Below are 21,640 nucleotides of genomic sequence, written 5' to 3'. Positions count from 1 at the left end.
TAACTACGGCGTAATTGTGCAAATTTAATTTCTTTTATTTAGTTCCGGGTTCTGAATTTTGAACGCGGCATAGGCCTTATGGTAAATTGCTTTACTATTGCCGTCCGGTTTAAAGCTTTTTAGCAAATTTATTGTCCTGATCAGGGTGAGTTTATAGGCCGGCAACTCCGGGGCATCTATAGCAAGCATATTGGCAATTTCTTTTCCAAGCAAATAGCGCATTAATCCCAGTATGTCATTTGCAGTGGCTTTGCTTTTATTAACGGCCAGGATATGTTCTTTCAAAGATTGGGTAAGTTCTTGCCCATGTGTTGATATTGAAAACTGACGTTTTTTAATAGCACTATCCAGTTGCTGCGCCATTTTTGTATTTTGGGGTATGAGGTCTTGATTCAATCCGGTCAAATAACCAATTACAGCCCAAGCGTGCATAAACGCGGCCTGGTCAGTTTGGCTAACACTGTAGCCAAGCATCCGCAACCCGCGAATCACGATCAGGGAGAAAGAAAGATTGGTTCCGGCCATATCTTCCTGGTTAACTGGTAAACCCCACGAGTAATCCCATTTATCCATTTGAAGCGTGTAATAGCGAACTGCAGCGTGCATAATACGCACTTTCAATGCCTCTTCAAATGCTTTTCCATCTTCGCTAAAGGCATCCGGTCCCATTACTTCCCAAACAAAAACAGCTGTATCATAAAGCCGTTTGGTTGTTTGCTTGCGAATTAGTTCAGATAGATACAACACCATTGCGCCGTTAGCGGCAGTATAACAATAGGGTAGTGACAGCAAACCCAGCAAACTCATGATGATCTCAGAATGCCTGGCAAAAAAAATAGAACCGGCGTTCATTAATTTTGGTTCAGCCCATGGTGGCAGCTCAGCAGCTTTATCTATAAAAGTAAAACCTGGAAACGTGGCTTTTAATAAGTTTAAATGTTCCGTTCCGGACTTACCGCTCATCCATTGCTGTAATTGCTTTTTTCTTTCAGGATCTGCAAAAACATGCTTTATAAATTCATCGGCAGGCACGTCGCCTAATAATCTTTTAGCGTCTAAAAATTCGTCATTATAAATTCTGTGGTCGGTCATCATTAACGCATTGTATTTATAATAGCCTCCGCAGCCAGTCTCCCGCTTTTCATAGCTGCATTAATCGAGCCATTCATCAAGTAATCGCCGCAAACAAAACATTGGGCGTCTAACCTCATCGCTTTATAGTCCGGCTCATTGCTCACCTGGTCATCATTTGGTAAGGCATATTTAATATGGTAGGTTTTCAAATGTTTCCAGCTAACAGCTTTCGGATACCAGAATTTTAGTTCCGAGATCACACTTTCCTGCAATTCTATTTCATCCGCTTTGGAATGATCACCGATAAGTGACAACGATATCAGTGCGTCACCATTTTTAGAATAGCCAGGCGAGATACGGTTCATTACCGCAATATTGTTCACCAGTTTTCCTGGTAAAGTATTTAACGTAATTAATGGCAACCTAAAAGGCATCTGCCTGGCAGTAAAATACATATTGCTTACGGAATGGTGCCCTTTAACCTGTTTTGTATCGCTAATGGGCGAATTCAACTGATCGGTAGCTATGAGGATAAAGTCAGCATTGTAAGTTGATCCGCTGGTAGTGGTCGCAACACCGTCTTCGACTGCAAATACGCGCTGGCTAAACAGGATTTCATCCGAAGAAAGGCACGCTGCTAATTGTTTAGGGATCATACCCATCCCTTTTGCTGGTATAGCAGCGTCGCCCCCGCTAAACATTTTAAACACAAATTCAAACATCCGGCTTGATGTACTTAACTGATCTTCCAAAAAAATGCCGGTCATGAAAGGGCGGAAAAACTGATTCATGATTGTTCCGCTAAACCCTTCTTTTTTCAGATAGGCTACGGTCGTGATTTCTTTGTCTGAAAATATATCTTCAATGCTTTTTTGGCCGAGTTTCAGCTTCAGACGTAACATGCGTAATTTATCCGTAAACGTTGCTGCTGATGATAATAGGGTACTCATCAGGGAGCTCGGCTGCCTGATCGGATCGCCTATTCTGGTAATGCCGCTCCTGTTCAGAATTAATGCGCCGGGGTCAAACCTGCAAAGGTCCAGTGCGTTGTAGTCTAAAAAACGCTTTGCTTCGGGGTAAGCAGTCAAGAAAACCTGGAAACCACGGTCAAGCAGGAAACCATCCACTTCATCTGTTCGTACCCTGCCGCCCACCTCGTTGGACGCTTCAAGTACCAAAACCGCTTTGCCAGCCTCCTTTAAGACTTTGGCGGCAGTTAAGCCGGCTAAACCTGCGCCAATGATAATTACTTCAGCATCTTTTTTCATAGCTTATATCAGCGACCTGGTATTATCTTTTAATAAATGAGGTTCAATGCCTGGTTTGGCATAAGCCAGGCGCCCAACGGGTTGCGGAAGAAAATACGTATCTAACCCGGCTGCAGTCATCGTTTCTGCTTTGCTGTGATCTACCGTTCCATCTTCGGCAATCAAAGAATCGTCGGTTAAGATTCGGACAATCTCACCTATAACTATGGTCGTACCATTGATTTCCATATCGATAACCTCGCGAAGTTCAAGACCTATCCGGACATTGGAATTACCAACAAAAGGTGCTTTAAAGTCTTTAACATATTGTTTTTTGAAACCACAGGCATCAAATTCAGACAACCCCGATGGATAACTTGCACTGGTTTGGTGCGCCTGCATGTACCATTCGGGCAGTACGTTGTTTAAAGTATATTGCCCGGTCGATTTTATGTTTCGTAGTGTATCATTATGTTCACGTTCCGGGCGTATCACCAGGCCAACAAGAGGCGGGTTTGCACCCAGGTGAAAAGTGGAGCTAATTAGGCATAAATTAGTGATGCCATCATTACTGGTGGTACCCAGCAGATTTAAAGACCTGTAACCAATTAAGCTGTTGATCAGGCTTATTCTGTATTGTTTTTCCATTTCAGCGATTTGCTCGCCTGTTAAACTGATCATATCAATTTGTTTTTAACTTACCCAAACCACCGTCTAATCCTATCACCTGGCCAGTCATCCAGCTACTTTCGTCTGACAATAAAAACGCGATCAGATTGCCTATATCTTCCGGTCGGCCTATCTTTCCCAAAGGATGTCGTTTGGCAGATACTTCCCGTTTTTCGGGTGAACTTAGCAGGTTTTGAGCCAATGGCGTATCGGTTAATGATGGCGCTACCACATTTACCCGGATCTGCTGAAAAGCCAGTTCGGCGGCCAGTGTGATTGCCATTCCTTCAACTGCCCCTTTTGCAGCGGCAATGCTGGCGTGGTAAGGCATCCCGGTTTTGGCCGCAACAGAACTGATCAAAACAATTGATGATCCGCCGGCATTTTTAAGGGATTTAATGGCTTGCTGAATTATCCGCGCTGCACCTAAAACATTCAGCTGATAATCATTCAGAAAATCTTCTATGGTCAAGCGGTTAAATGGTTTAAGGGTTATGCTGCCAACCGAGTACACCAGCCCGTGTAATTGCTGGGGTAAGAATGTTTCTACAGTATCAATATTACCGGTAACATCTGCCTGCAGGAATTTAACATCATCCGGCCATTCTTCAGAAGCGGACCGCGATATCACATACACGTTTGCATTTTGACGGTGAAGCAGCTTAACTAGTGACAGTCCGATGCCTGAACTGCCGCCCACTACCAGGATATTTTTTCCTTCAAAGTTCATGATGCTATGTGCTTTAAAAATTCATTTTTTGTTTCTGTAACTAAAAATTGCCCGCTGTACTCGGCAGTAAGGGTTGTACTGCCTGCATCCCTGATACCCCGGCTGGATACACAGTGATGGTGCGCATCAACAATCACCGCCACATCCTCCGTACCCAAAGCTTCTTTCAGCATATTGGCAATCTGCATGGTTAGCCTTTCCTGCACCTGCGGTCTTTGTGAGCAATATTGGACAATTCTGTTCAGTTTTGACAAGCCAATAACATGCCCATTGCTGATATAAGCTACATGCGCTTTTCCAACGATTGGCACAAAATGGTGCTCGCAATTGCTAAATACGGCAATGTTTCTTTCTACCAGCATTTGTTTGTATTGAAACGGGTTTTTAAATAATGTTGGCTCGGGCTTATTCGCAGGATTCAGGCCGCTGAATATTTCTTTTACGTACATTTTCGCTACCCGCTTCGGCGTGTCTTTCAAACTGTCGTCGTTCAAATCCATTCCCAGTACCTGCATTATACCTTTAAAGTGTTTAGCGATCATTTCCATTTTGGTATCGTCATCCATTTCAAATGCATCGGGCCGAATCGGGGTATTAAAGGCAGCGTTGTAGTGTTCGTGCTCAAAGTCAGTTATACCCTGCTCAATTGTTAAGTGATTTACTGCATTGTTATTTATCATGAAATTGTGTTAGCGTTAGTATATGATTGATTGGTAGCATTTATAAAAGATCTTCTCCGGCTTTTGCGCTTTTGATATACCCTTGCACTTAGCCCCGAGTAGATCATAATATTCAGCAAGATCAGACCCATCCCGTAAAATATATCTTCAAAAGGAATCGTTAAAATCCGCAGGTTAATAATGTGTGCTGTGTTATACCAAACGATCGGGCTTTCCAGACCTGTTCCTGTCAGTAAGCCATTTACAATTAAAAAAGGCAGCAGCAACACCAGATATGTTACATAAAACTTAAAAATCCAGGTTACCTTTAAAATGTATTGTGCCGTGAATATTAATATCGCCAATGCCGCAAAAGCAGCGCAGGTGTAATCAAGCGTATGAAAACGTATCGCCATAAAGACAGATAAACCTATTAAAGATAAGCTAATGATGGATTGTGCCTTTTTAGAAACACTCACTTTTATCATGCTATTTAAACAGGTATAGGTAAATAAGCACGAATAAGGGATACATAAAAAGAAGAGTACCTCTTCAACAGGCAGGTTTCCAATATATGCTCCGGTTAAATACGCGCTGTTAAATCCCCATATTTTTAAATGGGTAAAATACATGTCCCAGGCTATAAAAATTATACCCGTAGCAATCATAGCAGGAAAAAGCGCCTGCCAGCGTTGGTAGAATTTTAGCCGCGGGTGAAACGAGAATATGAAGGGAACCAATACCGAAAAAAGATCGATCAGGAGATATGTTGATTTCATGACGAACTGTTTTTTTGTGTATTACGGAAGTATTTCATGGAAACCCAAAGCATCCCAAAGCTTTCTCCATTATATTTCCCGGTGTGTTTATGGTGCATTTTATGGGCCCGTCTGATGCTTTTTAAATACCGGTTTTCTGAATTACGAAGCACCTTGATCCGTTGATGAATAAACAGGTCATGCACAAAAAAGTAACAGGCGCCGTAAAGGGTTATACCTGTGCCAATGCAGGTCCATACCGGCAAGTGATAAAAGGTGCCGGCGGCCAGCGAGGCAATACCAGGCACGGCAAATATCAGGAAGAAAAAGTCATTTCGTTCAAGGAAACCATAATGTTCCTTAAGATGATGATCTCTGTGCAGTGGCCAAAAAATGCCATGCATAATGTATTTATGTGTTAACCAGGCTACGCCTTCCATCCCGGTGAAGGTGACTAAAACAATAGCAATGTTAATAAGCAGATTCATATTTTAATTTATTTGATGATAACTTTCTATAACCTTATCCAGGCATAGTTTAAACCAGGCCGTATATTCATTGGGCCGTTCAATTAACTCAAGGACTAAAAGATCGGTATCCATGTATTTAAAACCGGCCACTTCAGCCGGGTCTGGCTGGGGAAGCGTGTCGCTTTTTCCAATGAATACATGATCGTACTCGTGTTCAATGAGCCCGTTATCGAATTCATGGCGGTAGGTAAACTGAAATAGTTCCGTCAGTTCACAATCCATTCCCATTTCTTCTTTTAAGCGGCGATGCGCAGCGTCAGGGGTTGTTTCGCCCAAACGCGGGTGACTGCAACAGGTATTAGTCCATAACCCGCCGGAATGATATTTATCAAGGGCTCTTTGTTGCAGCAACAATTGCCCTTTGCTGTTAAAAATAAATACCGAGAAAGCGCGATGAAGCGTTCCCGTTACGTGAGCGGCCATTTTATCCATTGTCCCCCATGCCTGGCCGTCGGCGTTCACAATCATTACACTTTCTTTCACTTTTTTAGTTGTTTTAATTCTTCCTGTTTAATAACCGGCAGTATGGCCAAATAGTTAAAAATTATCTCTTTCAGTTTAGTGTCTTTATTTTCCCTGGTATTGTCCAGCAAAAAGCGTTTATCCGTGTCAAGTTCATCATTATAGCCTAAAAAAGAAGGCAGGTTGATTTGAATTGAGTAGCGAATAAAACGCATTTCCAAATTCAGTGAATCGCGGCTGAAGGCTTTTTTTATCAGCTCTTTTCCCCTGTTAAATTTTTCGAATTTAGCGAAGGGGTTCAGCGTATATTTTGCCTGGATCATTTCATTTGCACCTTTATAACAAATAAGAACAGGGGCATCCAGGCTATCAACCCGCAGCATTAACTGGTTTAGTTGAAGCGCATCTTTTTTAACCTTTGGTGCTCGCTGGTAAAGGTTACGTATCTCGCCCATGTCAATTGTTTGCACTCCCAATTGCATCAGGCAAAGCCAAAACATAACTTTCATAGTACATTTAATTTGTACCTGATTAGAGAATCAAACATTAAATAAAATTTGTGGCCGTTAGATACCCGTATCCGTTCTGACATCACCCTTTCAGCAGGCACCCTGGCAATCTTTCGAAAAAGCTGTTTGTAATATACATAAGCCAGGTAAACCCCTTTACGGCATGAGCGCGGCAATAGCCTTATTCCGTTTAACGCCTCATTTAGTTCTGTTAAGATATCCTGTTCAATAGCACGCTTGTTTTCATCAGAAAACGCCGAGAGATTAACACCTGGAAAATATGTTCGGTTTAATTCCTGGTAATCCGCATTAACATCCCTAAGGAAATTCACTTTTTGGAACGCCGACCCCAGTTTCATTGCCGGTATTTTTAAGCGTTCAAATTCCTCATTATTTCCATTAGTAAAAACATGAAGGCACATTAAGCCCACAACCTGTGCTGATCCCATAATGTATTCCTCATATTTCTCCGACGTGTATGACTGCTCTCCCAGATCCATTTCCATACTGCTTAAGAACTGACTGATCAAATCGTGCTGTATGCCGTATTGATTTACTACCTGCTGAAACGAATTGAGTACCGGGTTGATACTAATGCCCCGTTCAATAGCCGTAAAGCAATCTTTCTTTAGTTCCGCAAGCATTTGCGATTTTGGATAATTATGAAAGCTATCCACTATCTCGTCTGCAAGCCTCACAAAGCCATAGATAGCATGTATGGGTTGACGGACTTCTTTATTGAAAAAAAATATCCCCAGTGAAAAGCTGGTACTGTATAGCCGGGTAGTTTCCCTGCTGCAGGTAGCAGATAAAGTGTCAAATTTTTTTTTCATTTTTTATTTAGGTATTGTATAAGTAATTGAGCGGATACTTTACCAGATATAATAGAAGGAGGCACTCCCGGTCCTGGTACGGTGAGTTGCCCTGCATAAAAAAGATTTTTTACTTTCTTGTTTTTGATGGATGGTTTCAAATGAGCTGTTTGCATCAGCGTATTGGCTAAACCATACGCGTTCCCTTTAAAAGAATTATAATCGGTTGTGAAATCCTTAACGCAATAGCTTTTTTTATAGTCAAGTGCCGCTCTGATATCCATGCTGCAATAATCCTCCAGGCGGTCCATGATCAGTCCGAAATATTCTTCACGCAGCGCTTCGGTATCTTCAATACCGGGTGCCAGCGGCATGAGTATAAATAAATTTTCGTGCCCTTCCGGTGCCAGGCCATCGTCTGACTTTGAGGGACAGCAAACATAAAAAAGCGGCTTGGTTGGCCATTGAGGATCTTTGTAGATCTCTATAGCATGCAACTTTAAATCGGCGTCGAAAAACAAAGTGTGATGTTCGAGCTTTTCAATCTTACGGGTTACGCCCAGGTAAAAGATCAGGCTTGACGGAGCCATCACCCGTTTATCCCAGTAACCTTCATCATAATTTCTAAGTTCAGCGTCAAGTAGTTGTGATTCAACGTGGTGATAATCTGCAGCAGCAATTACGCCGTCATAACTGCTATCTCCGTATCTGGTACTGATTTTATTGATTTGCCGGTTTTCGACGTGAAGATGGTTCACCGGGGAATTGGTATGGAAAACTACCCCTTGTGCCTCACATACTTTCTTCATGCCATCAATAACTTTACCAAAGCCGCCTTTAGGATACCAGGTGCCAAGTTTTAGCCCGGCATAGTTCATCAGGCTATATAAGGCAGGGGTATCTTCAGGCATAGCGCCAAGAAAGAGAACCGGAAACTCCATTAAAGTGATCAGTCGCGGATCTTTAAAAAAACGCCGCACGTGTTTGCTGAAAGATGTGAATACCTGCAATTTAAATACGCCCCTGATCAAATCCCAGTCAGCAAATTCCAATAGCGAAAGACCTGGTTTGTGAACCAGTTTATTCATGCCCGTTTGGTATTTATAACCAGCTTCATCTAAAAAAAGCGAAAGTTGCCGGGCACTTCCATGTTCAATGGATTCAAACAGGGCTTCCAAAGCGGTATAATCTGCAGGTACATTCATAACATCATCTTTACCAAAGACGATGGTAAATCCCGGATCAAGCTGTTCTAATTCATAAAAGTCTGCCGCCTTATAACCGAAGTCATTAAAGAAATGCTCAAATACTTCGGGCATCCAATACCAGCTTGGGCCCATATCGAAAGTATAACCGTTGTCAATCAGTTGCCGTGCGCGACCGCCTGCTTCAGCGTTCTTTTCATAAACATTTACGCCGTAACCTGCTTTGGCTAGGTATGCTGCGGCACTCAGGCCGGAAAAGCCGGAACCGATTACAGCTACCGACGACTTAGCAGCATCAGGAAAATTAGTAGGAGTTTTATAGGGCTTTGGCATCAACCGCTTGTGGAAACCAGGATAATTTAATTTCCGAAGCAAATATAATGCAATATTGTATTGAATTTAACTTTATAGTATAATATTGCATTAATTTGAAAAATTGCAATCATACTCCCTGGTACATAGTAAATATAGCGGTTGATTATTCCCCTAGCGCATCTATCTTTTTCAGAATGATTTTTTTATCTGCCGGGGTTTTTGAGATAGCGAGTGCTTTTTGGAAATTCGTTTTCGCTTTCTGGTCATCAATGCCTGTATAAAGCTCACCCAACAGGGCAAAATAAAATTGATTGCCTGTCAGGTTCAATTTCTCAGCTTCAACAATCGCTTGCTGCTTACCTTTTGCTTTCGCCAGGGCATAGGTGCGGTTAAGTGCCGCCACCGGCGAATAAGCGATCTGCAAATAACGATTATACAGCTGCAATATACTTTCCCATTTCTCTTTAGTATCAGTCTTTTGGGTGCTCCAGTAGGCGATGGAGGCCTCCAGGTGGTATTTTGAAAGTGTATCGCCACTTGCTGATCTGTGTAAATAATAGCCACCCTTGAAGATCATCTCGGCGTTCCACAAGCTGGTGTCCTGATCGTCATATAAAATAATCCCGCCGGTTTCATTTACCCGCGCATCAAACCGCGATGCGTGAAAATACATCAACGCAAGCAAGGCATTAACCGGGGGCTTGTTCGTGTGCTTATTGGCTGCCAGCATTTGACAGAGCCTGATGGCCTCGAAACAAAGATCCTGGCGAAGAACTTGATTTTGGCTAACCGAATAGTAGCCCTCGTTAAACAGCAGGTAAATTGTTGTCAGTACTGCGTCCAGCCGCTTGTCAATTTCTGCTCTACCCGGAAGTTCTATTTTTATTTGTTCCGTACGAAGTTTTTCCCGGGCCCGGTATAAGCGCTTGTTGATCGTTTCCCTGTTGCTTAGAAAAGCCTCGGAAATCTCATCAATGCCAAACCCGCAAAGGATGCGAAGTGATAAACCTATCTGCGCCTCGGGTGGGATGGAAGGATGGCAAATGGCGAACATCATTTGTAACTGGCTGTCGCTGATGTTTTGCGGCGATAAGTCTATGTCACTTTCATAGCGTTCTGTAAAATTGCTCCTGACTTGCGGCGCTACTTTAGTTTGGAAGGTTAAATCGCGCTGCAGATGATTTTTTGCTTTGTTTTTGGCGACGCCATACAACCACGCAACAGGGTTTTCGGGCAGGCCCTTGCAGCCCCAGGTTTGCGCGGCGGTAAGGAAGGTTTCGCTGGTAATATCCTCAGCTATCTCCAATTGGTCGAATCCAAAGCGCCTGCACAATACAGAGACAATTTTTCGGTATTCCGACCTGAATAAATGTGGTATTAATTCCTGTTGATCCATAAACTAAAAGCCTCCGTGAAGCTACAGCGGCCTTTTAAACTTTTGGTGTGTTCCATCATTTTTGGCGATGCGGCGCACTTCCATCGTGTTCCCTTCGCCTTGCAAAACCGGGCAGCCTTTTGCAAATTCAGCCGCTTCATGTGCAGATTCGGCTTTAACTATAACAAACCCGCCTATCGTTTCCTTGATCTCGCCAAAAGGACCGTTGGTAACCATATTATTTGAGTGTACCACAAGGGCGTCGTCAAAAGGCAGTCCCGTGCCACTAACAAACTTGTTTTGGGCGGCAATACTGCCTATCCAGTCCATTGTTTGTTTCATCCAGATTTGCATTTGTTCCGGCGAGGCGATCTTCGTGCCATCCTCGTGCCTCATAATTAAAGCGTACTCGTTCATTTTCTTAAGTTTTAAGTGTTACTGAATTTATGAATTATAACCCGATAACAATTAAGCTTTTTAAAATTGGACAGGATCCTGGAAATTTATGTTAGTATGCTGTAATCCATAGCAGCAAAGGCAATTTATCGGGTAAATCACAAAGAATAATTATTAAAGGTTAATGAATTTAATTGGGTGTTAATCGCTTTTTTAACCTTGTTTTTAAGAGCTTAAATCTATCATTGCGATACCAGTTACATACTAACCCAATTCAATACTAACTTTACTATGAGAAATTTTTTTTACACTTTATTTTTTATTTTAGGTTTGGCCTTCATAGGCTGTACCAAACCTTATCACTTACCGGCGCCACAATCATTAAAGCCGGTGCCGGTGGTTCAATCAGCAAATTTCACACTTAAGGATGCTGATACCGCATACACCGCTTTCAATAGCTATTTCTACAACCCAACAGCCAGGTTATATTACAATGCCACCGACAAGAGCGGAATTGGTGCAATATGGACCCAGGCCATTTACTGGGATTTAGCCATGGATGTTTACGAACGTACAAAAAGCCCGTCCCAGTTAACAATGGTAAACGATATGTATGCGGGAGGGGCAAACCAGTATGATAATTATAACTGGAACAATCAAACTACCTGGTTTATTTACGACGATATGATGTGGTGGGTAACAGCGTTAGCAAGAGCGAACCAACTTACCGGGAATACAGCTTATCTGCAAAACGCTGTTGCGGGCTTTAACCATGTTTGGGCCGGCTCCTATGATTCCGTTGATGGTGGGATGTTTTGGGATTTTCAACACAGCGGTAAAAATGCATGCATTAATTATCCTACTGTTATTGCAGCGGTACGCCTGTACCAAATTACTAAGGATACGAGTTATCTTGCTAAAGCAAAATCAATTTATGCATGGTCAAAAGCAAATTTGTTTAATGCAACCAGCGGCGAAGTGGCCGATCATAAAATAGGCAATAATCCTCCGGGCTACCAGGATTATACTTATAATCAGGGTACAGCTATCGGCGCCGGTGTGATGCTTTATCAGGTAACAAACGACGCCACCTACCTGGCTGATGCCAAATTGGCCGCCGACTATACCCAAAACAAGATGTGCGTTAATGGGATATTGCCCGCCGAAGGCGATTTTAATGAACAGGGCGTGCTGAAAGCTATATTTGCACAATACCTAATGATGCTGATTAATGACGGCGGACAAAAGCAATATTTGGCCTGGATCCAAAAAAATGTTAATTCAGGCTGGGCAAATCGTGATAAGGCCCGCAATTTAACTTACCGCAACTACGCGGTAGCCTGCCCAACTGGTATCATACAATCCTACGAAGCGAGTAGTGTTGTAACGTTAATGCAGATTTGCCCGCCATCGCAATAAGGTATCATTAACTCACGCATGGCCATTATAGCAGCCAGGCAGATTAAAAAACTTTATAAGTGAAACACAATCCGGTATCCTGTCGGATTGTTTCACTTATAAGATCTGGTTAAACTCCAGCCGCTCACCGTCGGGGCCTGAAATATTAAAGTATTTACATCCGTTTTTCCAAAAGGGAAGAAAAACCGGTGCATCTTCAATAATGAGGAAAGAGGCGTTTTTCAATTCGCTAAATGCCAGATCAATATCATCCACATCAAAAGCAACATGGTCTATATGGCCATCTGCACGGTTTCTTATTTCGTCAAGCACTGTATCCGGCAACTGATAAATTTCAATGATCATTTCGCCTTTTTGCATCATTGCCATTTTACCCCTGCCTCCATTGTGATCAAACCCGGATGCCATTACGTTTTCAAATCCCAGTTTCTTATAAAATGTTTCTGATCTGTTTAAATCAGTTACGGGGATTCCGATATGCTGGATATGGTTGATTTTAAAATTCATAAATAATAGATAACTGGTGTAAAGGTGTAAAGTAATTAAACGTGTAAGGTGCATTTTGAAGAATGCAACCCCTGTGTTAATGCAATTTAAGAAGGCTGACATCCGTTCATAAACCGGGCTGGTTATAAACAACAACCTCAACCATCCGGTTTAATACTTGCGGCGTTTCTTTAAACATTAACGCTACGATGTTGGTTGGCTAGCAGTCTTTCATAATTAAAAGTAGAGAAAGGGCAGAGATATGGCAATAAGAAAGCCTGATATATTGCTAATAAGCTAACTATCAGGCTTTATAAATATTGTGCGGAGAGGGAGGGATTCGAACCCTCGATACCCTTTTGAAGTATACACACTTTCCAGGCGTGCTCTTTCGACCACTCAGACACCTCTCCGTAATTTGGATTGCAAAGGTAAAATAATATTGCTTTTAACAGCAATAAAAAAGCGCCGGGATAAAATGTCCGCGGCGCTTCATGAAAACTTAACTTACACAAAACTATAATCACTCGTCTTTCCAATTTGACGTTGTTAAAGTAATAGAGTGTTTTTAGAGTAAAAGGTTTAATGGCTAATCTTTGACCTGACAGGAAGGGGGACCTCATAAAAGGTCGCGGAATTTTTGCCTGGCAGACAATCGTCATTTTAGCATAATACTATTATACACCACCTGCGAACCAGCAACTTTTTACTTATGTTTGTGCGTAAAGCCCGAAAACAGGCTTCAAATTTTAAAAGCGGTAATTTAATGCTGAGCATCAACGAGATTAAAAAACCTATTGCGGCGGATATAGATGTTTTTGAGGGGAAATTTAAAGCTTCTATGCAAAGCTCGGTTCCTCTGCTTGATCGTATCACCCACTATATCGTTAAGCGTAAGGGAAAGCAAATCAGGCCCATGTTTGTATTTTTTTCGGCCAGCATTTGCGGGGGCATCAATGAGTCAACGCATCGCGGTGCCGCGCTTGTTGAACTGTTGCATACCGCCACACTGATTCATGACGACGTGGTTGATAACTCCTATCAGCGCCGCAGTTTTTTCTCTATCAACGCTTTATGGAAAAATAAAATTGCCGTTTTGGTTGGCGATTTCCTGCTGTCGAAAGGCTTGCTGCTCTCCATGAAGAATGATGACTACAGGTTCCTTAAAATAGTATCTACAGCAATGGAGCAGATGATTGAAGGCGAATTGCTGCAGGTGGAAAAAGTGCGCCGGATGGATATTGAAGAAAAGGTTTATTACGAAGTGATCAGGCAGAAAACGGCCAGCTTGATAGCCAGTTGCTGCGAATGCGGGGCCGCGTCAGCCGGGGCCGCTGATGAAATAATCGAAAAAATGCGCCTGTTTGGCGAAAAGATAGGCATCGCCTTCCAGATAAAGGATGATATGTTTGATTTTGGCACCGATGATGTAGGCAAGCCGCTAGGTATTGATATCAAAGAAAAGAAGGTTACGCTACCGCTCATCTACGCACTTAACAACAGCAAGCCTGATGTTAAAAAGAAAATGATCAACCTGGTTAAAAACCACAATGATGATCCCGCAAAAATTGCGCAGATCATCAGCTTTGTAAAAGAAACCGGCGGACTGCAGTATGCAGAAACCCAGATGAAGAAATATCAGGACGAAGCCTTTGAAATATTAAATACCTTCCCGGCGGGCGAGGCCCGTACCGGGCTGGAACAACTGGTACGCTTTACCACCGAACGCAATAAATAATGAGCAGCGAACTGATCTTTATATCAGGTTTTATCGTTTTCATTTTAATAATGCTCGCCCTTGATTTGGGCCTTTTTGCCACTCCCGAAAAACCTGTTAGCCTTAAGCGGGCCGGCATAATGAGCGCTGTATGGGTGATTTTAGCGCTTGGGTTTTATGTGCTGATATTAAACTGGGGGCACTTGCTTCACCATATCAATAGTTTGGCCGTTCTGCAGAAAGTTAATGCCGCTCATTTTCATAAACTTAAGCTTAATCCTAATGATTTTGCCGGCAGCCTGCAACTTTATCGAAATGCCCTCGGGTTAGAGTTTATTACCGGTTATGTTGTTGAATATGCTTTATCAGTAGATAATATATTTGTTATCGTACTGATTTTTACAGCTTTTAGTGTTAGCCCCAGGCATTATCATAAAGTGCTTTTTTGGGGTATTGCCGGTGCCGTTGTAATGCGGTTTGCTTTTATTTTCCTGGGTTCAACACTTATTGAACATTTCCATTGGATCCTTTACCTTTTCGGTGCGTTTTTGGTTTATACAGGCGTAAGCATGTTCATTAACCGCAACAAAGACGAAAACATTGACCCTGAGAATCACAAGGTGGTTAAACTGGCATCCCGGTATTTTTCGGTGCATCCCCAATTTGAAGGCGACAGGTTTTTTGTAAATATAAATGGCAAAAAAATGATGACGCCGCTTTTCCTGGTTTTGCTCATTATTGAGCTTACCGACCTGGTGTTTGCTGTAGATTCCATCCCCGCTATATTTTCGATCACCAAAGATCCTTATATCGTCTTCTTCTCTAATATATTTGCCATACTGGGTTTGCGCTCCATGTTCTTTTTGTTGGTTAATATTATTGACAAGTTCCATTATCTGAAGGTAGGGCTTGCGGCCTTGCTGGCATTTATCGGTCTTAAAATGCTGTTGGCTGAATATGCTGAACTAGTCGGCCTCAACACCGCGCGGTCGCTGCTGATAATTTTAGCTATCCTGTTAATAAGTGTGGCCGCCTCGTTGTTGTTCCCAAAGAACAAAGAGGAAATAAAAAGAGGCTAGAGCCAGCGAAAAAACGTTGATCTTTCGAAATAACTTTCCAATCTTTAAACATTACAACTATCCAAAGCTAAAATCATGGCAGCAAACCATCACGCAAAAATCCCAACGCTTTATGAATGGGCTGGCGGAATGCCTGTATTTGTAACCCTTTTCGATAATTTTTATGATAAAGTTTTAGCGGACGGGATCCTGGAGCCGGTTTTTAAACATATGTCTGCAGCGCACCGGTTACACGTGGCGCATTTTGTTGCTGAAGTGCTTGGCGGTCCAAAAGTTTATAGTGAATCAGAGGGCAGCCATTTTTTGATGATAAAAAAGCATCTTAAAAAACACCTTACCGAAACCCACCGCAAACGCTGGATGGAATTGCTGCTGGAAACTGCCGACGAACTGGCGCTACCGCCGGACCCGGAGTTTCGCTCTGCGTTTTTAGCCTACCTGGAATGGGGAACCCGGATAGCAGTGATTAACTCAAACACGGATGAAGTAACCGAAGATCCCGATGTGCCAATGCCCAGGTGGGGCTGGGGCGTGCCCGGGGGGCCATTTCAGGGATAGGGGGAGCGTATGTGCGGAAATTTGGAAGAGGCCCCAATAAGTTATTCTGATTTCTGACATCCGGGTTTTTCCGACTTTGGGACTAAAAACCTACCTTAGCTAAATGCAAGCGTTTGATTTCGGCCTTTTAAAAATTACTCCTTTTTCTGTACTGGATATTTTATTGCTGGCCATTATTATATACCAGCTATATAACCTTATAAGGGGAACCATCGCTGCTAATATATTTATAGGGCTTACCCTGATCTATATTCTTTACTTCATTGTTCCGGAAGAAAAGATGCCGCTACTCGCCGGGATCCTTAAAAAGGTGGCCGATGTAGGTATTATAGCGGTTATAGTTTTATTTCAGCAGGAGATCAGGCGGTTTTTGCTGCTGGTAGGTAAAAATGCTTCGTTACAGCGTAACAAGGCATGGTGGCAGTACTTTTTTGGTAAGGCACAAATTGAAAAGGATAACTACGCCCGCATAAAGCCAATAATTGATGCCTGTAAAAGCCTTAAGCAAACCCGTACCGGCGCCCTGATTGTTTTTGCAAAATATTACGACGAACAGTTTTACCAGAATAGTTGTGAAGTAATTGAGGCTAAGATCTCGAAACGTTTGCTGGAGAGTATCTTTCAAAAGAACAGTCCGCTGCATGATGGTGCAGTAGTTATTGCCGAGAATAAAATAAAATCGGCCAGCTGCATATTACCACTTACTGAAAAGACGGACCTTCCCACGCAATTCGGTTTGCGCCACCGGGCCGGTATTGGTGTAACTGAAGCTAATGACGCTACTGCTATAATAGTATCTGAAGAAACGGGAGAAATCTCTTATGCCAAACAGGGCCGCGTTAAAATGAACATCAGCTTTGCCGAGCTTGAGAAATTGCTGAATAAGGATTTTTGATTTTTAACGTTACTACTGTATGCAAGCGCTTTATTCATACGACACTTTAAACGTACTGTTCAATATAAGCATCCGCTACTTGTTGTTTACTGGTTTATTTTACCTGTTTTTTTATGTTTGGAAGAACAAGAAGTACTGGTACTCAAAAATTCAGCAGAAATACCCGGATAAACAGCACATCTTCCGCGAAATAAAGTATTCGTTTTTTACAGTGCTGATATTTGGTTTAATTATAACGCTTACCATAATAGCTGGTGCCAAAGGGTTGACACTGGTATATGCGCCTATAAATAAATATGGCTATGTGTATTATTTTATCAGTATTTTGCTAATGATCCTGTTACATGATACCTATTTTTATTGGACACACCGGTTAATGCACTGGAAGCCACTATTTAAATATGTGCATAAAACGCACCACCTCTCTATTAATCCAACACCATTTGCGGCTTACGCTTTTCACCCGCTCGAAGCGGTGGTTGAAGTCAGTATTATCCCGCTTATTTCGTTTACCATTCCTCACCACGCTTCGGCAATAGTGGTATTCGGATTCTATAGTTTATTGTTAAATGTCGCCGGACATCTCGGCTATGAACTGTTCCCAAAAGGGTTTGCCAGCCATAAAATATTTAAGTGGCATAACACATCAACCCATCATAACATGCACCACCGGCTTGTTAAATGTAATTATGGGCTGTACCTGAATTTTTGGGACAGGATAATGCATACCAATCACCCTGAATATGAAGACAGCTTTAACAGGATTGTTGAACAACGGGAGGAAGGTAAAATTATCCGTGACCAGCTTAAAGAATCCAAAAAAACCGGATTAACTTTTGCCGGGCGGGATGAAGCGCTGCCGGAGCTATAAAGCGATTAACGGATATCTTTGAATTGCTTTACCTGCTAAAATTGCCATTTCAAAACAGGGCCGACGATTTGCCGCCCCGTTTGTATTAAAATTAACTTAAAACAATCCCAACTGCCCGGTATCGTCTATATCAATATCATCAGGGTTTGTTATTTCAAAATCTATTTTTTTTGGCTGCGGTTCCGTTGGTTTTTTGGGCGATTCTGTCAATTGATCAGCTGGTTTTTTATCTTGTTCAGATGAATGGTTAGGTTCTGCTATTTTTATTTCCCGTTTTTCAACCTCAATATCTTTTGTTTCTTCAATGGTAGCTTCAACCTCTTCTTTTTCGCCGGCAGTAGTATCTGCCTCAGCTGGTATTACAGCTTCTTCTTCCGCCTCTATTTCAGCCATCAGGTCAACTGATTTTATGGGATGCTGTGATAAACGGTTACCCATGGCTTTCATTCCCTTAACATCAATCAAAGCGGAAAGATCCAGTTCAAGGGTTTCGGGCGTTTGTTCCTTACCTTTTAGCTGCTGCACTTTTACAATTGGCTGTGCCGCACGCGAGATCATTACTAATTTTGAACCGTTCTCATCGCTAATAATGCTAACCTGTTTACCTATGGCCAGGTTTTCAAATACAAACCTTTTAACCATATAGTTTTTCGATTTGCCATCAATATGAATAACCGAAAATATCCTGGCAGGATCGTATTTTTCAATCACAATCATTTTATCATCAAAGTGATTATTAAGGTCGAAGCTGGTGAGTTCATAAATGCCATTGCTTAACACCGTTAATATTTTATCGTCGCCATCAAATTCACCCAGGTATTTTCCGCGGCCGTCAGCATTCAGTCGTTTCAAAATATCATCATACCAAATCTTTCTTCCTGCCAGTGTTGAAATGCCTTTGCTCTTCAGCAGGATTTTTTTAACAGGATATTTGGTGATGATGTTACCCATAGAGCCACGGCCCTTAATGGTCAATGCGGCAAAGTCTTCGTCAAACTGTAGTTTTTTGAGCTTGCTGTGCGGCTTTAACTGCACATTAACAATTTCAGCCTCGCCGTTCGGATTAGCTGAGAAGTATAATACCCTTGTTCCTTTGGTACCCTTGGTTAAATCGTATTCTTTGTCGCGGGTAACGCCTACAACCGAAAAACGCTTTACGTAACTCACCCCGCTCTGTCCGTCTTTATAAATCATGTTGTAAACGGTACGTTCGTCATTCTTTTTAAATACCGCTACGTGGATGATCTCTTTCCCAACAAAAACTTTATCCTGTACCTTGGTGATCAGGCAGCGTCCATCCTCACGAAAAACAATGATCTCGTCGATATCTGAGCAATCAGTTACAAATTCGTCCTTTTTTAAGCCCGCACCAATAAATCCATCCACACGGTTAACATACAGTTTGGCATTTGCCAGGGCTACCTGGGCTGCTTCTACTTTATCAAAGGTGCGCAGCTCTGTTTTACGTTCGCGGCCCTTGCCATATTTTTCTTTCAGTTTAAGGAACCAGGCAATAGTATAATCTGTTAAATGTTTGAGGTGATGTTTTACCTCTTTTATTTCAGCCTCCAGGCCTTTTATCTGCTCATCCGTTTTCTTTACATCAAAACGGGTGATACTGCTCATTGGCTTATCAATCAGCTTCTTGTAATCTTCGGGTAAAATAGCCCTGTAAAACATTGGGAAGAATGGCTCAAACAGCCTGTTCAAAACTTCAAGCACCATTTCGAAGTTGCTGGAAGTTTCGTAGTCAGGATGCTTGTACATGCCTTCCTGGATAAAAATCTTAAGCAGCGAGCTGAAAAAGATCTTTTCCATTAGCTCTTTCAGCCTGATCTCCAGCTCCATTTTAAGCAGCTGGCGGGTATAATGCGTGCTTTCGGTAAGCATGTCATTAACGCTCATAAAGCGCGGCTTATCGTGCTGAATTACGCAGGTGTTTGGTGAGATAGAAACTTCACAGTCAGTAAAGGCATACAAGGCATCAATAGTTACATCCGGTGAAATTCCGGGTGCCAGGTGCACCACAATTTCCACGCTGCTGGATGTATTGTCCTCTATCTTCTTGATCTTTATTTTACCTTTTTCGTTAGCCGCTACTATACTTTCCATCAGTCCACCGGTAGTGGTGCTAAACGGAATTTCGGTTATGGCCAGCGTTTTTTTATCCCGTTCCTCAATTTTTGCCCTGATCCTAACTTTACCTCCCCGTTGTCCGTCGTTATAGGCGGAGGCGTCAGCCATTCCCCCGGTGGGGAAATCGGGCATTAAATTAGGTAAGTTGCCTTTTAGCACTTCAATTGATGCATCTATCAGCTCAATAAAGTTATGCGGCATTATCTTGGTTGCCAGTCCTACGGCAATACCATCGGCACCTTGTGCAAGCAGTAAAGGGAATTTAACCGGCAAGGTGATCGGTTCGCGGTTACGGCCGTCGTAGCTGGCCTGCCAGTCGGTAGTATCCGGGTTAAAAACAACTTCGAGTGCAAATTTTGAAAGACGGGCCTCAATATAACGCGGCGCAGCAGCGGAGTCGCCGGTTACCGGGTCGCCCCAGTTTCCCTGGCAGTCAATCAACAGGTTTTTTTGTCCTATTTGTACCATGGCATCACCGATGGAAGCATCCCCGTGCGGGTGATATTTCATGGTGTTACCAATAACGTTGGCGGCTTTGTTAAAACGCCCGTCGTCCATCTCCTTTAATGAGTGAAGAATACGGCGCTGCACGGGCTTTAAACCATCGTTAATGTGCGGAACAGCACGGTCAAGAATTACGTAAGAGGCGTAATCCAGGAACCAGTTTTCGTACAGCCCGTCGAGTGAGGTAATGTTGTGGAGTTTTTCTTCGCTATTGGCAGGTATCTCGTCTTGATTTAAATCTTCACTCATTATTAGCTAAAAAATTTTGGATGGGTAAAGATAGCTTAATTTGGAGATTTTGGAATTTGAAGATTTGAAAATATTAAGACGAATTATTAATAACTGAAATACTCTGAACCTGCTGAATTAAAATTTAAGCTTACCCCATAAAAGAATGTCCGTTTAAAAAAAATACCCGGCTAGATTGTATATTTGGGAATGCCTTTCACTTTTTCACATCCTGCTGTTGTTTTACCATTAGGGAGGCTGGCGAAAGGTTTGTCACTTACCGGTTTGGTTATTGGCAGCATGGTGCCCGATTTTGAATACCTTATCCGCATGCGGATGTTGAGCCGCTACAGTCATACCTGGCAGGGCTTTATTTGGTTTGATATTCCATTAGCCTATATCCTGGTTATTTTATACGAGATCTTTGTTAAGGATAAACTTATTACCCATTTGCCCGCAGGTATAAACCGGAGGTTTTTTAGCTTAAGGGGCTTTATAACTTATTACACACTAAAATACTTTTTGGCTATCCTGATCTCCGTTGCCATAGGTGCTGCAACGCATATTTTATGGGATGGCTTTACACATCCCGGCGGTATGTTTGTAAAGCGTTTTGCTTATTTATCGCGTATTGTTAAGGTGCATGGTTACCGGTTCTATATCTATACCCTTTTACAACATGCCAGTACGGCGGCGGGGGCATTAATTATTTTAATAAGTTATTATATGCTGCCCAGGGGCAAACTTACCAGGGCTACAAGCATTGCCGGTTATTGGCTGCAAATAATATTGGTGATGGTAGTGGTGGTAGCTATAAAGCTTGCTACGGGAATGCCATTGCATCAGTACGGAACGTTAATTGTAACGGTTGTTTCAGGGGGAGTGATTGGGCTTATTGTGGCAACGATGCTTGCAGAGCGGGTTCAACCTATGGTATAACTATCTGCAATTTGCACATCTGCACATCAATCCGCACATTTGCACATCCGCATGTGCGCACATCAAT

The 21,640-nt window shown here is 42.4% G+C and carries 22 protein-coding genes and 1 tRNA gene; 7 read left to right on the top strand and 16 right to left on the bottom strand.

Annotation, left to right across the window (positions count from 1 at the left end; genetic code table 11):
* Positions 1-24: 24 nt before the first annotated feature.
* The 13 genes from MuYL_RS22460 to MuYL_RS22400 form a co-directional block, all read right to left on the bottom strand.
* Entirely contained in the window at positions 25-1,095 is a 1,071-nt protein-coding gene (locus tag MuYL_RS22460; RefSeq protein ID WP_094572682.1) for an oxygenase MpaB family protein, read from the bottom strand.
* Entirely contained in the window at positions 1,095-2,342 is a 1,248-nt protein-coding gene (locus MuYL_RS22455) for an NAD(P)/FAD-dependent oxidoreductase (RefSeq protein ID WP_094572681.1), read from the bottom strand. Before MuYL_RS22455 ends, MuYL_RS22460 begins: the two co-directional genes overlap by 1 nt.
* Positions 2,343-2,345: 3 nt before the next feature.
* Positions 2,346-3,002 carry a flavin reductase family protein gene (locus MuYL_RS22450; RefSeq protein ID WP_094572680.1) on the bottom strand — a complete coding sequence of 219 codons (657 nt, stop codon included), beginning with the start codon at positions 3,000-3,002 and terminating at the stop codon, positions 2,346-2,348.
* A gap of 1 nt (position 3,003) precedes the next feature.
* On the bottom strand, positions 3,004-3,720 hold the full coding sequence (locus tag MuYL_RS22445; protein WP_094572679.1) for an SDR family NAD(P)-dependent oxidoreductase: 717 nt from the start codon (positions 3,718-3,720) through the stop codon (positions 3,004-3,006).
* Positions 3,717-4,400 carry a GTP cyclohydrolase I FolE gene (gene folE / locus MuYL_RS22440; protein ID WP_094572678.1) on the bottom strand — a complete coding sequence of 228 codons (684 nt, stop codon included), beginning with the start codon at positions 4,398-4,400 and terminating at the stop codon, positions 3,717-3,719. Before folE ends, MuYL_RS22445 begins: the two co-directional genes overlap by 4 nt.
* Positions 4,397-5,158 carry a lycopene cyclase domain-containing protein gene (locus tag MuYL_RS22435; protein ID WP_094572677.1) on the bottom strand — a complete coding sequence of 254 codons (762 nt, stop codon included), beginning with the start codon at positions 5,156-5,158 and terminating at the stop codon, positions 4,397-4,399. Before MuYL_RS22435 ends, folE begins: the two co-directional genes overlap by 4 nt.
* Positions 5,155-5,625, bottom strand: a complete 471-nt coding sequence (locus MuYL_RS22430) for a sterol desaturase family protein (RefSeq protein WP_094572676.1) — start codon at positions 5,623-5,625, stop codon at positions 5,155-5,157. The genes MuYL_RS22435 and MuYL_RS22430 overlap by 4 nt, the downstream gene beginning before the upstream one ends.
* A 3-nt stretch (positions 5,626-5,628) precedes the next feature.
* Positions 5,629-6,150 (bottom strand): isopentenyl-diphosphate Delta-isomerase, encoded by a 522-nt coding sequence (gene idi, locus MuYL_RS22425; RefSeq protein WP_094572675.1) that lies wholly within the window; start codon positions 6,148-6,150, stop codon positions 5,629-5,631.
* Entirely contained in the window at positions 6,147-6,638 is a 492-nt protein-coding gene (locus tag MuYL_RS22420; protein ID WP_094572674.1) for a hypothetical protein, read from the bottom strand. Before MuYL_RS22420 ends, idi begins: the two co-directional genes overlap by 4 nt.
* The gene (locus MuYL_RS22415; RefSeq protein ID WP_094572673.1) at positions 6,635-7,471 is read right to left on the bottom strand and encodes a phytoene/squalene synthase family protein; all 837 of its coding nucleotides are present in this window, start codon (positions 7,469-7,471) and stop codon (positions 6,635-6,637) included. The genes MuYL_RS22420 and MuYL_RS22415 overlap by 4 nt, the downstream gene beginning before the upstream one ends.
* The gene (locus tag MuYL_RS22410; protein WP_094572672.1) at positions 7,468-8,988 is read right to left on the bottom strand and encodes a phytoene desaturase family protein; all 1,521 of its coding nucleotides are present in this window, start codon (positions 8,986-8,988) and stop codon (positions 7,468-7,470) included. Before MuYL_RS22410 ends, MuYL_RS22415 begins: the two co-directional genes overlap by 4 nt.
* A gap of 145 nt (positions 8,989-9,133) precedes the next feature.
* The gene (locus MuYL_RS22405; RefSeq protein ID WP_094572671.1) at positions 9,134-10,366 is read right to left on the bottom strand and encodes an RNA polymerase sigma factor; all 1,233 of its coding nucleotides are present in this window, start codon (positions 10,364-10,366) and stop codon (positions 9,134-9,136) included.
* 21 nt (positions 10,367-10,387) lie between these two features.
* Complete coding sequence (locus MuYL_RS22400) at positions 10,388-10,762, bottom strand: YciI family protein (RefSeq protein ID WP_094572670.1); 375 nt, start codon at positions 10,760-10,762, stop codon at positions 10,388-10,390.
* Between the two features lie 270 nt (positions 10,763-11,032).
* Here MuYL_RS22400 and MuYL_RS22395 point away from each other — a divergent pair, with 270 nt between their 5' ends.
* A complete protein-coding gene (locus tag MuYL_RS22395; RefSeq protein WP_094572669.1) occupies positions 11,033-12,160 on the top strand; it encodes a glycoside hydrolase family 76 protein in 1,128 nt (375 codons plus the stop codon).
* A gap of 96 nt (positions 12,161-12,256) precedes the next feature.
* On the opposite strand, the gene MuYL_RS22390 is transcribed toward MuYL_RS22395, so the two are convergent.
* Positions 12,257-12,667 carry a VOC family protein gene (locus MuYL_RS22390; RefSeq protein WP_157741061.1) on the bottom strand — a complete coding sequence of 137 codons (411 nt, stop codon included), beginning with the start codon at positions 12,665-12,667 and terminating at the stop codon, positions 12,257-12,259.
* Positions 12,668-12,971: 304 nt separating this feature from the next.
* Positions 12,972-13,059: transfer RNA gene (locus MuYL_RS22385), tRNA-Ser, on the bottom strand.
* Between the two features lie 353 nt (positions 13,060-13,412).
* Between MuYL_RS22385 and MuYL_RS22380 the strand changes: the two genes are divergently transcribed.
* From MuYL_RS22380 to MuYL_RS22360, 5 genes are all read left to right on the top strand, one after another.
* Positions 13,413-14,384 (top strand): polyprenyl synthetase family protein, encoded by a 972-nt coding sequence (locus MuYL_RS22380; protein ID WP_094573073.1) that lies wholly within the window; start codon positions 13,413-13,415, stop codon positions 14,382-14,384.
* Positions 14,384-15,442 (top strand): TerC/Alx family metal homeostasis membrane protein, encoded by a 1,059-nt coding sequence (locus MuYL_RS22375; RefSeq protein ID WP_094572667.1) that lies wholly within the window; start codon positions 14,384-14,386, stop codon positions 15,440-15,442. Before MuYL_RS22380 ends, MuYL_RS22375 begins: the two co-directional genes overlap by 1 nt.
* Before the next feature lie 75 nt (positions 15,443-15,517).
* The gene (locus tag MuYL_RS22370) at positions 15,518-16,000 is read left to right on the top strand and encodes a group II truncated hemoglobin (protein WP_094572666.1); all 483 of its coding nucleotides are present in this window, start codon (positions 15,518-15,520) and stop codon (positions 15,998-16,000) included.
* 103 nt (positions 16,001-16,103) lie between these two features.
* Positions 16,104-16,895, top strand: coding sequence for a diadenylate cyclase CdaA (gene cdaA / locus MuYL_RS22365; RefSeq protein ID WP_094572665.1), 792 nt, complete (start codon positions 16,104-16,106; stop codon positions 16,893-16,895).
* A gap of 19 nt (positions 16,896-16,914) precedes the next feature.
* Entirely contained in the window at positions 16,915-17,766 is an 852-nt protein-coding gene (locus MuYL_RS22360; RefSeq protein WP_094572664.1) for a sterol desaturase family protein, read from the top strand.
* A gap of 96 nt (positions 17,767-17,862) precedes the next feature.
* Here the strand turns inward: MuYL_RS22360 and MuYL_RS22355 are convergent, their stop codons facing one another.
* Positions 17,863-20,655 carry a DNA gyrase/topoisomerase IV subunit A gene (locus MuYL_RS22355; protein WP_094572663.1) on the bottom strand — a complete coding sequence of 931 codons (2,793 nt, stop codon included), beginning with the start codon at positions 20,653-20,655 and terminating at the stop codon, positions 17,863-17,865.
* A gap of 189 nt (positions 20,656-20,844) precedes the next feature.
* Here MuYL_RS22355 and MuYL_RS22350 point away from each other — a divergent pair, with 189 nt between their 5' ends.
* On the top strand, positions 20,845-21,573 hold the full coding sequence (locus MuYL_RS22350; RefSeq protein ID WP_094572662.1) for a DUF4184 family protein: 729 nt from the start codon (positions 20,845-20,847) through the stop codon (positions 21,571-21,573).
* Positions 21,574-21,640 lie beyond the last annotated feature (67 nt).

The organism is Mucilaginibacter xinganensis, assembly GCF_002257585.1.
Lineage (GTDB): Bacteria > Bacteroidota > Bacteroidia > Sphingobacteriales > Sphingobacteriaceae > Mucilaginibacter > Mucilaginibacter xinganensis.
Note: the sequence above shows the minus strand (reverse complement) of the source record. Positions and strands in the feature narration are given on the sequence as shown.

What these genes read in the sequence shown, in the direction of transcription:
- MuYL_RS22415 (WP_094572673.1), bottom strand. Translation starts at nt 7,471, where the DNA reads ATGAAAAAAAAATTTGACACTTTATCTGCTACCTGCAGCAGGGAAACT.
- MuYL_RS22390 (WP_157741061.1), bottom strand. Translation starts at nt 12,667, where the DNA reads ATGAATTTTAAAATCAACCATATCCAGCATATCGGAATCCCCGTAACT.
- MuYL_RS22350 (WP_094572662.1), top strand. Translation starts at nt 20,845, where the DNA reads ATGCCTTTCACTTTTTCACATCCTGCTGTTGTTTTACCATTAGGGAGG.
- MuYL_RS22405 (WP_094572671.1), bottom strand. Translation starts at nt 10,366, where the DNA reads ATGGATCAACAGGAATTAATACCACATTTATTCAGGTCGGAATACCGA.
- MuYL_RS22430 (WP_094572676.1), bottom strand. Translation starts at nt 5,625, where the DNA reads ATGAATCTGCTTATTAACATTGCTATTGTTTTAGTCACCTTCACCGGG.
- cdaA (WP_094572665.1), top strand. Translation starts at nt 16,104, where the DNA reads ATGCAAGCGTTTGATTTCGGCCTTTTAAAAATTACTCCTTTTTCTGTA.
- MuYL_RS22435 (WP_094572677.1), bottom strand. Translation starts at nt 5,158, where the DNA reads ATGAAATCAACATATCTCCTGATCGATCTTTTTTCGGTATTGGTTCCC.
- MuYL_RS22395 (WP_094572669.1), top strand. Translation starts at nt 11,033, where the DNA reads ATGAGAAATTTTTTTTACACTTTATTTTTTATTTTAGGTTTGGCCTTC.
- MuYL_RS22355 (WP_094572663.1), bottom strand. Translation starts at nt 20,655, where the DNA reads ATGAGTGAAGATTTAAATCAAGACGAGATACCTGCCAATAGCGAAGAA.
- MuYL_RS22450 (WP_094572680.1), bottom strand. Translation starts at nt 3,002, where the DNA reads ATGATCAGTTTAACAGGCGAGCAAATCGCTGAAATGGAAAAACAATAC.
- MuYL_RS22380 (WP_094573073.1), top strand. Translation starts at nt 13,413, where the DNA reads ATGCTGAGCATCAACGAGATTAAAAAACCTATTGCGGCGGATATAGAT.
- MuYL_RS22370 (WP_094572666.1), top strand. Translation starts at nt 15,518, where the DNA reads ATGGCAGCAAACCATCACGCAAAAATCCCAACGCTTTATGAATGGGCT.
- MuYL_RS22455 (WP_094572681.1), bottom strand. Translation starts at nt 2,342, where the DNA reads ATGAAAAAAGATGCTGAAGTAATTATCATTGGCGCAGGTTTAGCCGGC.
- MuYL_RS22420 (WP_094572674.1), bottom strand. Translation starts at nt 6,638, where the DNA reads ATGAAAGTTATGTTTTGGCTTTGCCTGATGCAATTGGGAGTGCAAACA.
- MuYL_RS22445 (WP_094572679.1), bottom strand. Translation starts at nt 3,720, where the DNA reads ATGAACTTTGAAGGAAAAAATATCCTGGTAGTGGGCGGCAGTTCAGGC.
- MuYL_RS22410 (WP_094572672.1), bottom strand. Translation starts at nt 8,988, where the DNA reads ATGCCAAAGCCCTATAAAACTCCTACTAATTTTCCTGATGCTGCTAAG.
- folE (WP_094572678.1), bottom strand. Translation starts at nt 4,400, where the DNA reads ATGATAAATAACAATGCAGTAAATCACTTAACAATTGAGCAGGGTATA.
- MuYL_RS22375 (WP_094572667.1), top strand. Translation starts at nt 14,384, where the DNA reads ATGAGCAGCGAACTGATCTTTATATCAGGTTTTATCGTTTTCATTTTA.
- MuYL_RS22460 (WP_094572682.1), bottom strand. Translation starts at nt 1,095, where the DNA reads ATGATGACCGACCACAGAATTTATAATGACGAATTTTTAGACGCTAAA.
- MuYL_RS22400 (WP_094572670.1), bottom strand. Translation starts at nt 10,762, where the DNA reads ATGAACGAGTACGCTTTAATTATGAGGCACGAGGATGGCACGAAGATC.
- MuYL_RS22360 (WP_094572664.1), top strand. Translation starts at nt 16,915, where the DNA reads ATGCAAGCGCTTTATTCATACGACACTTTAAACGTACTGTTCAATATA.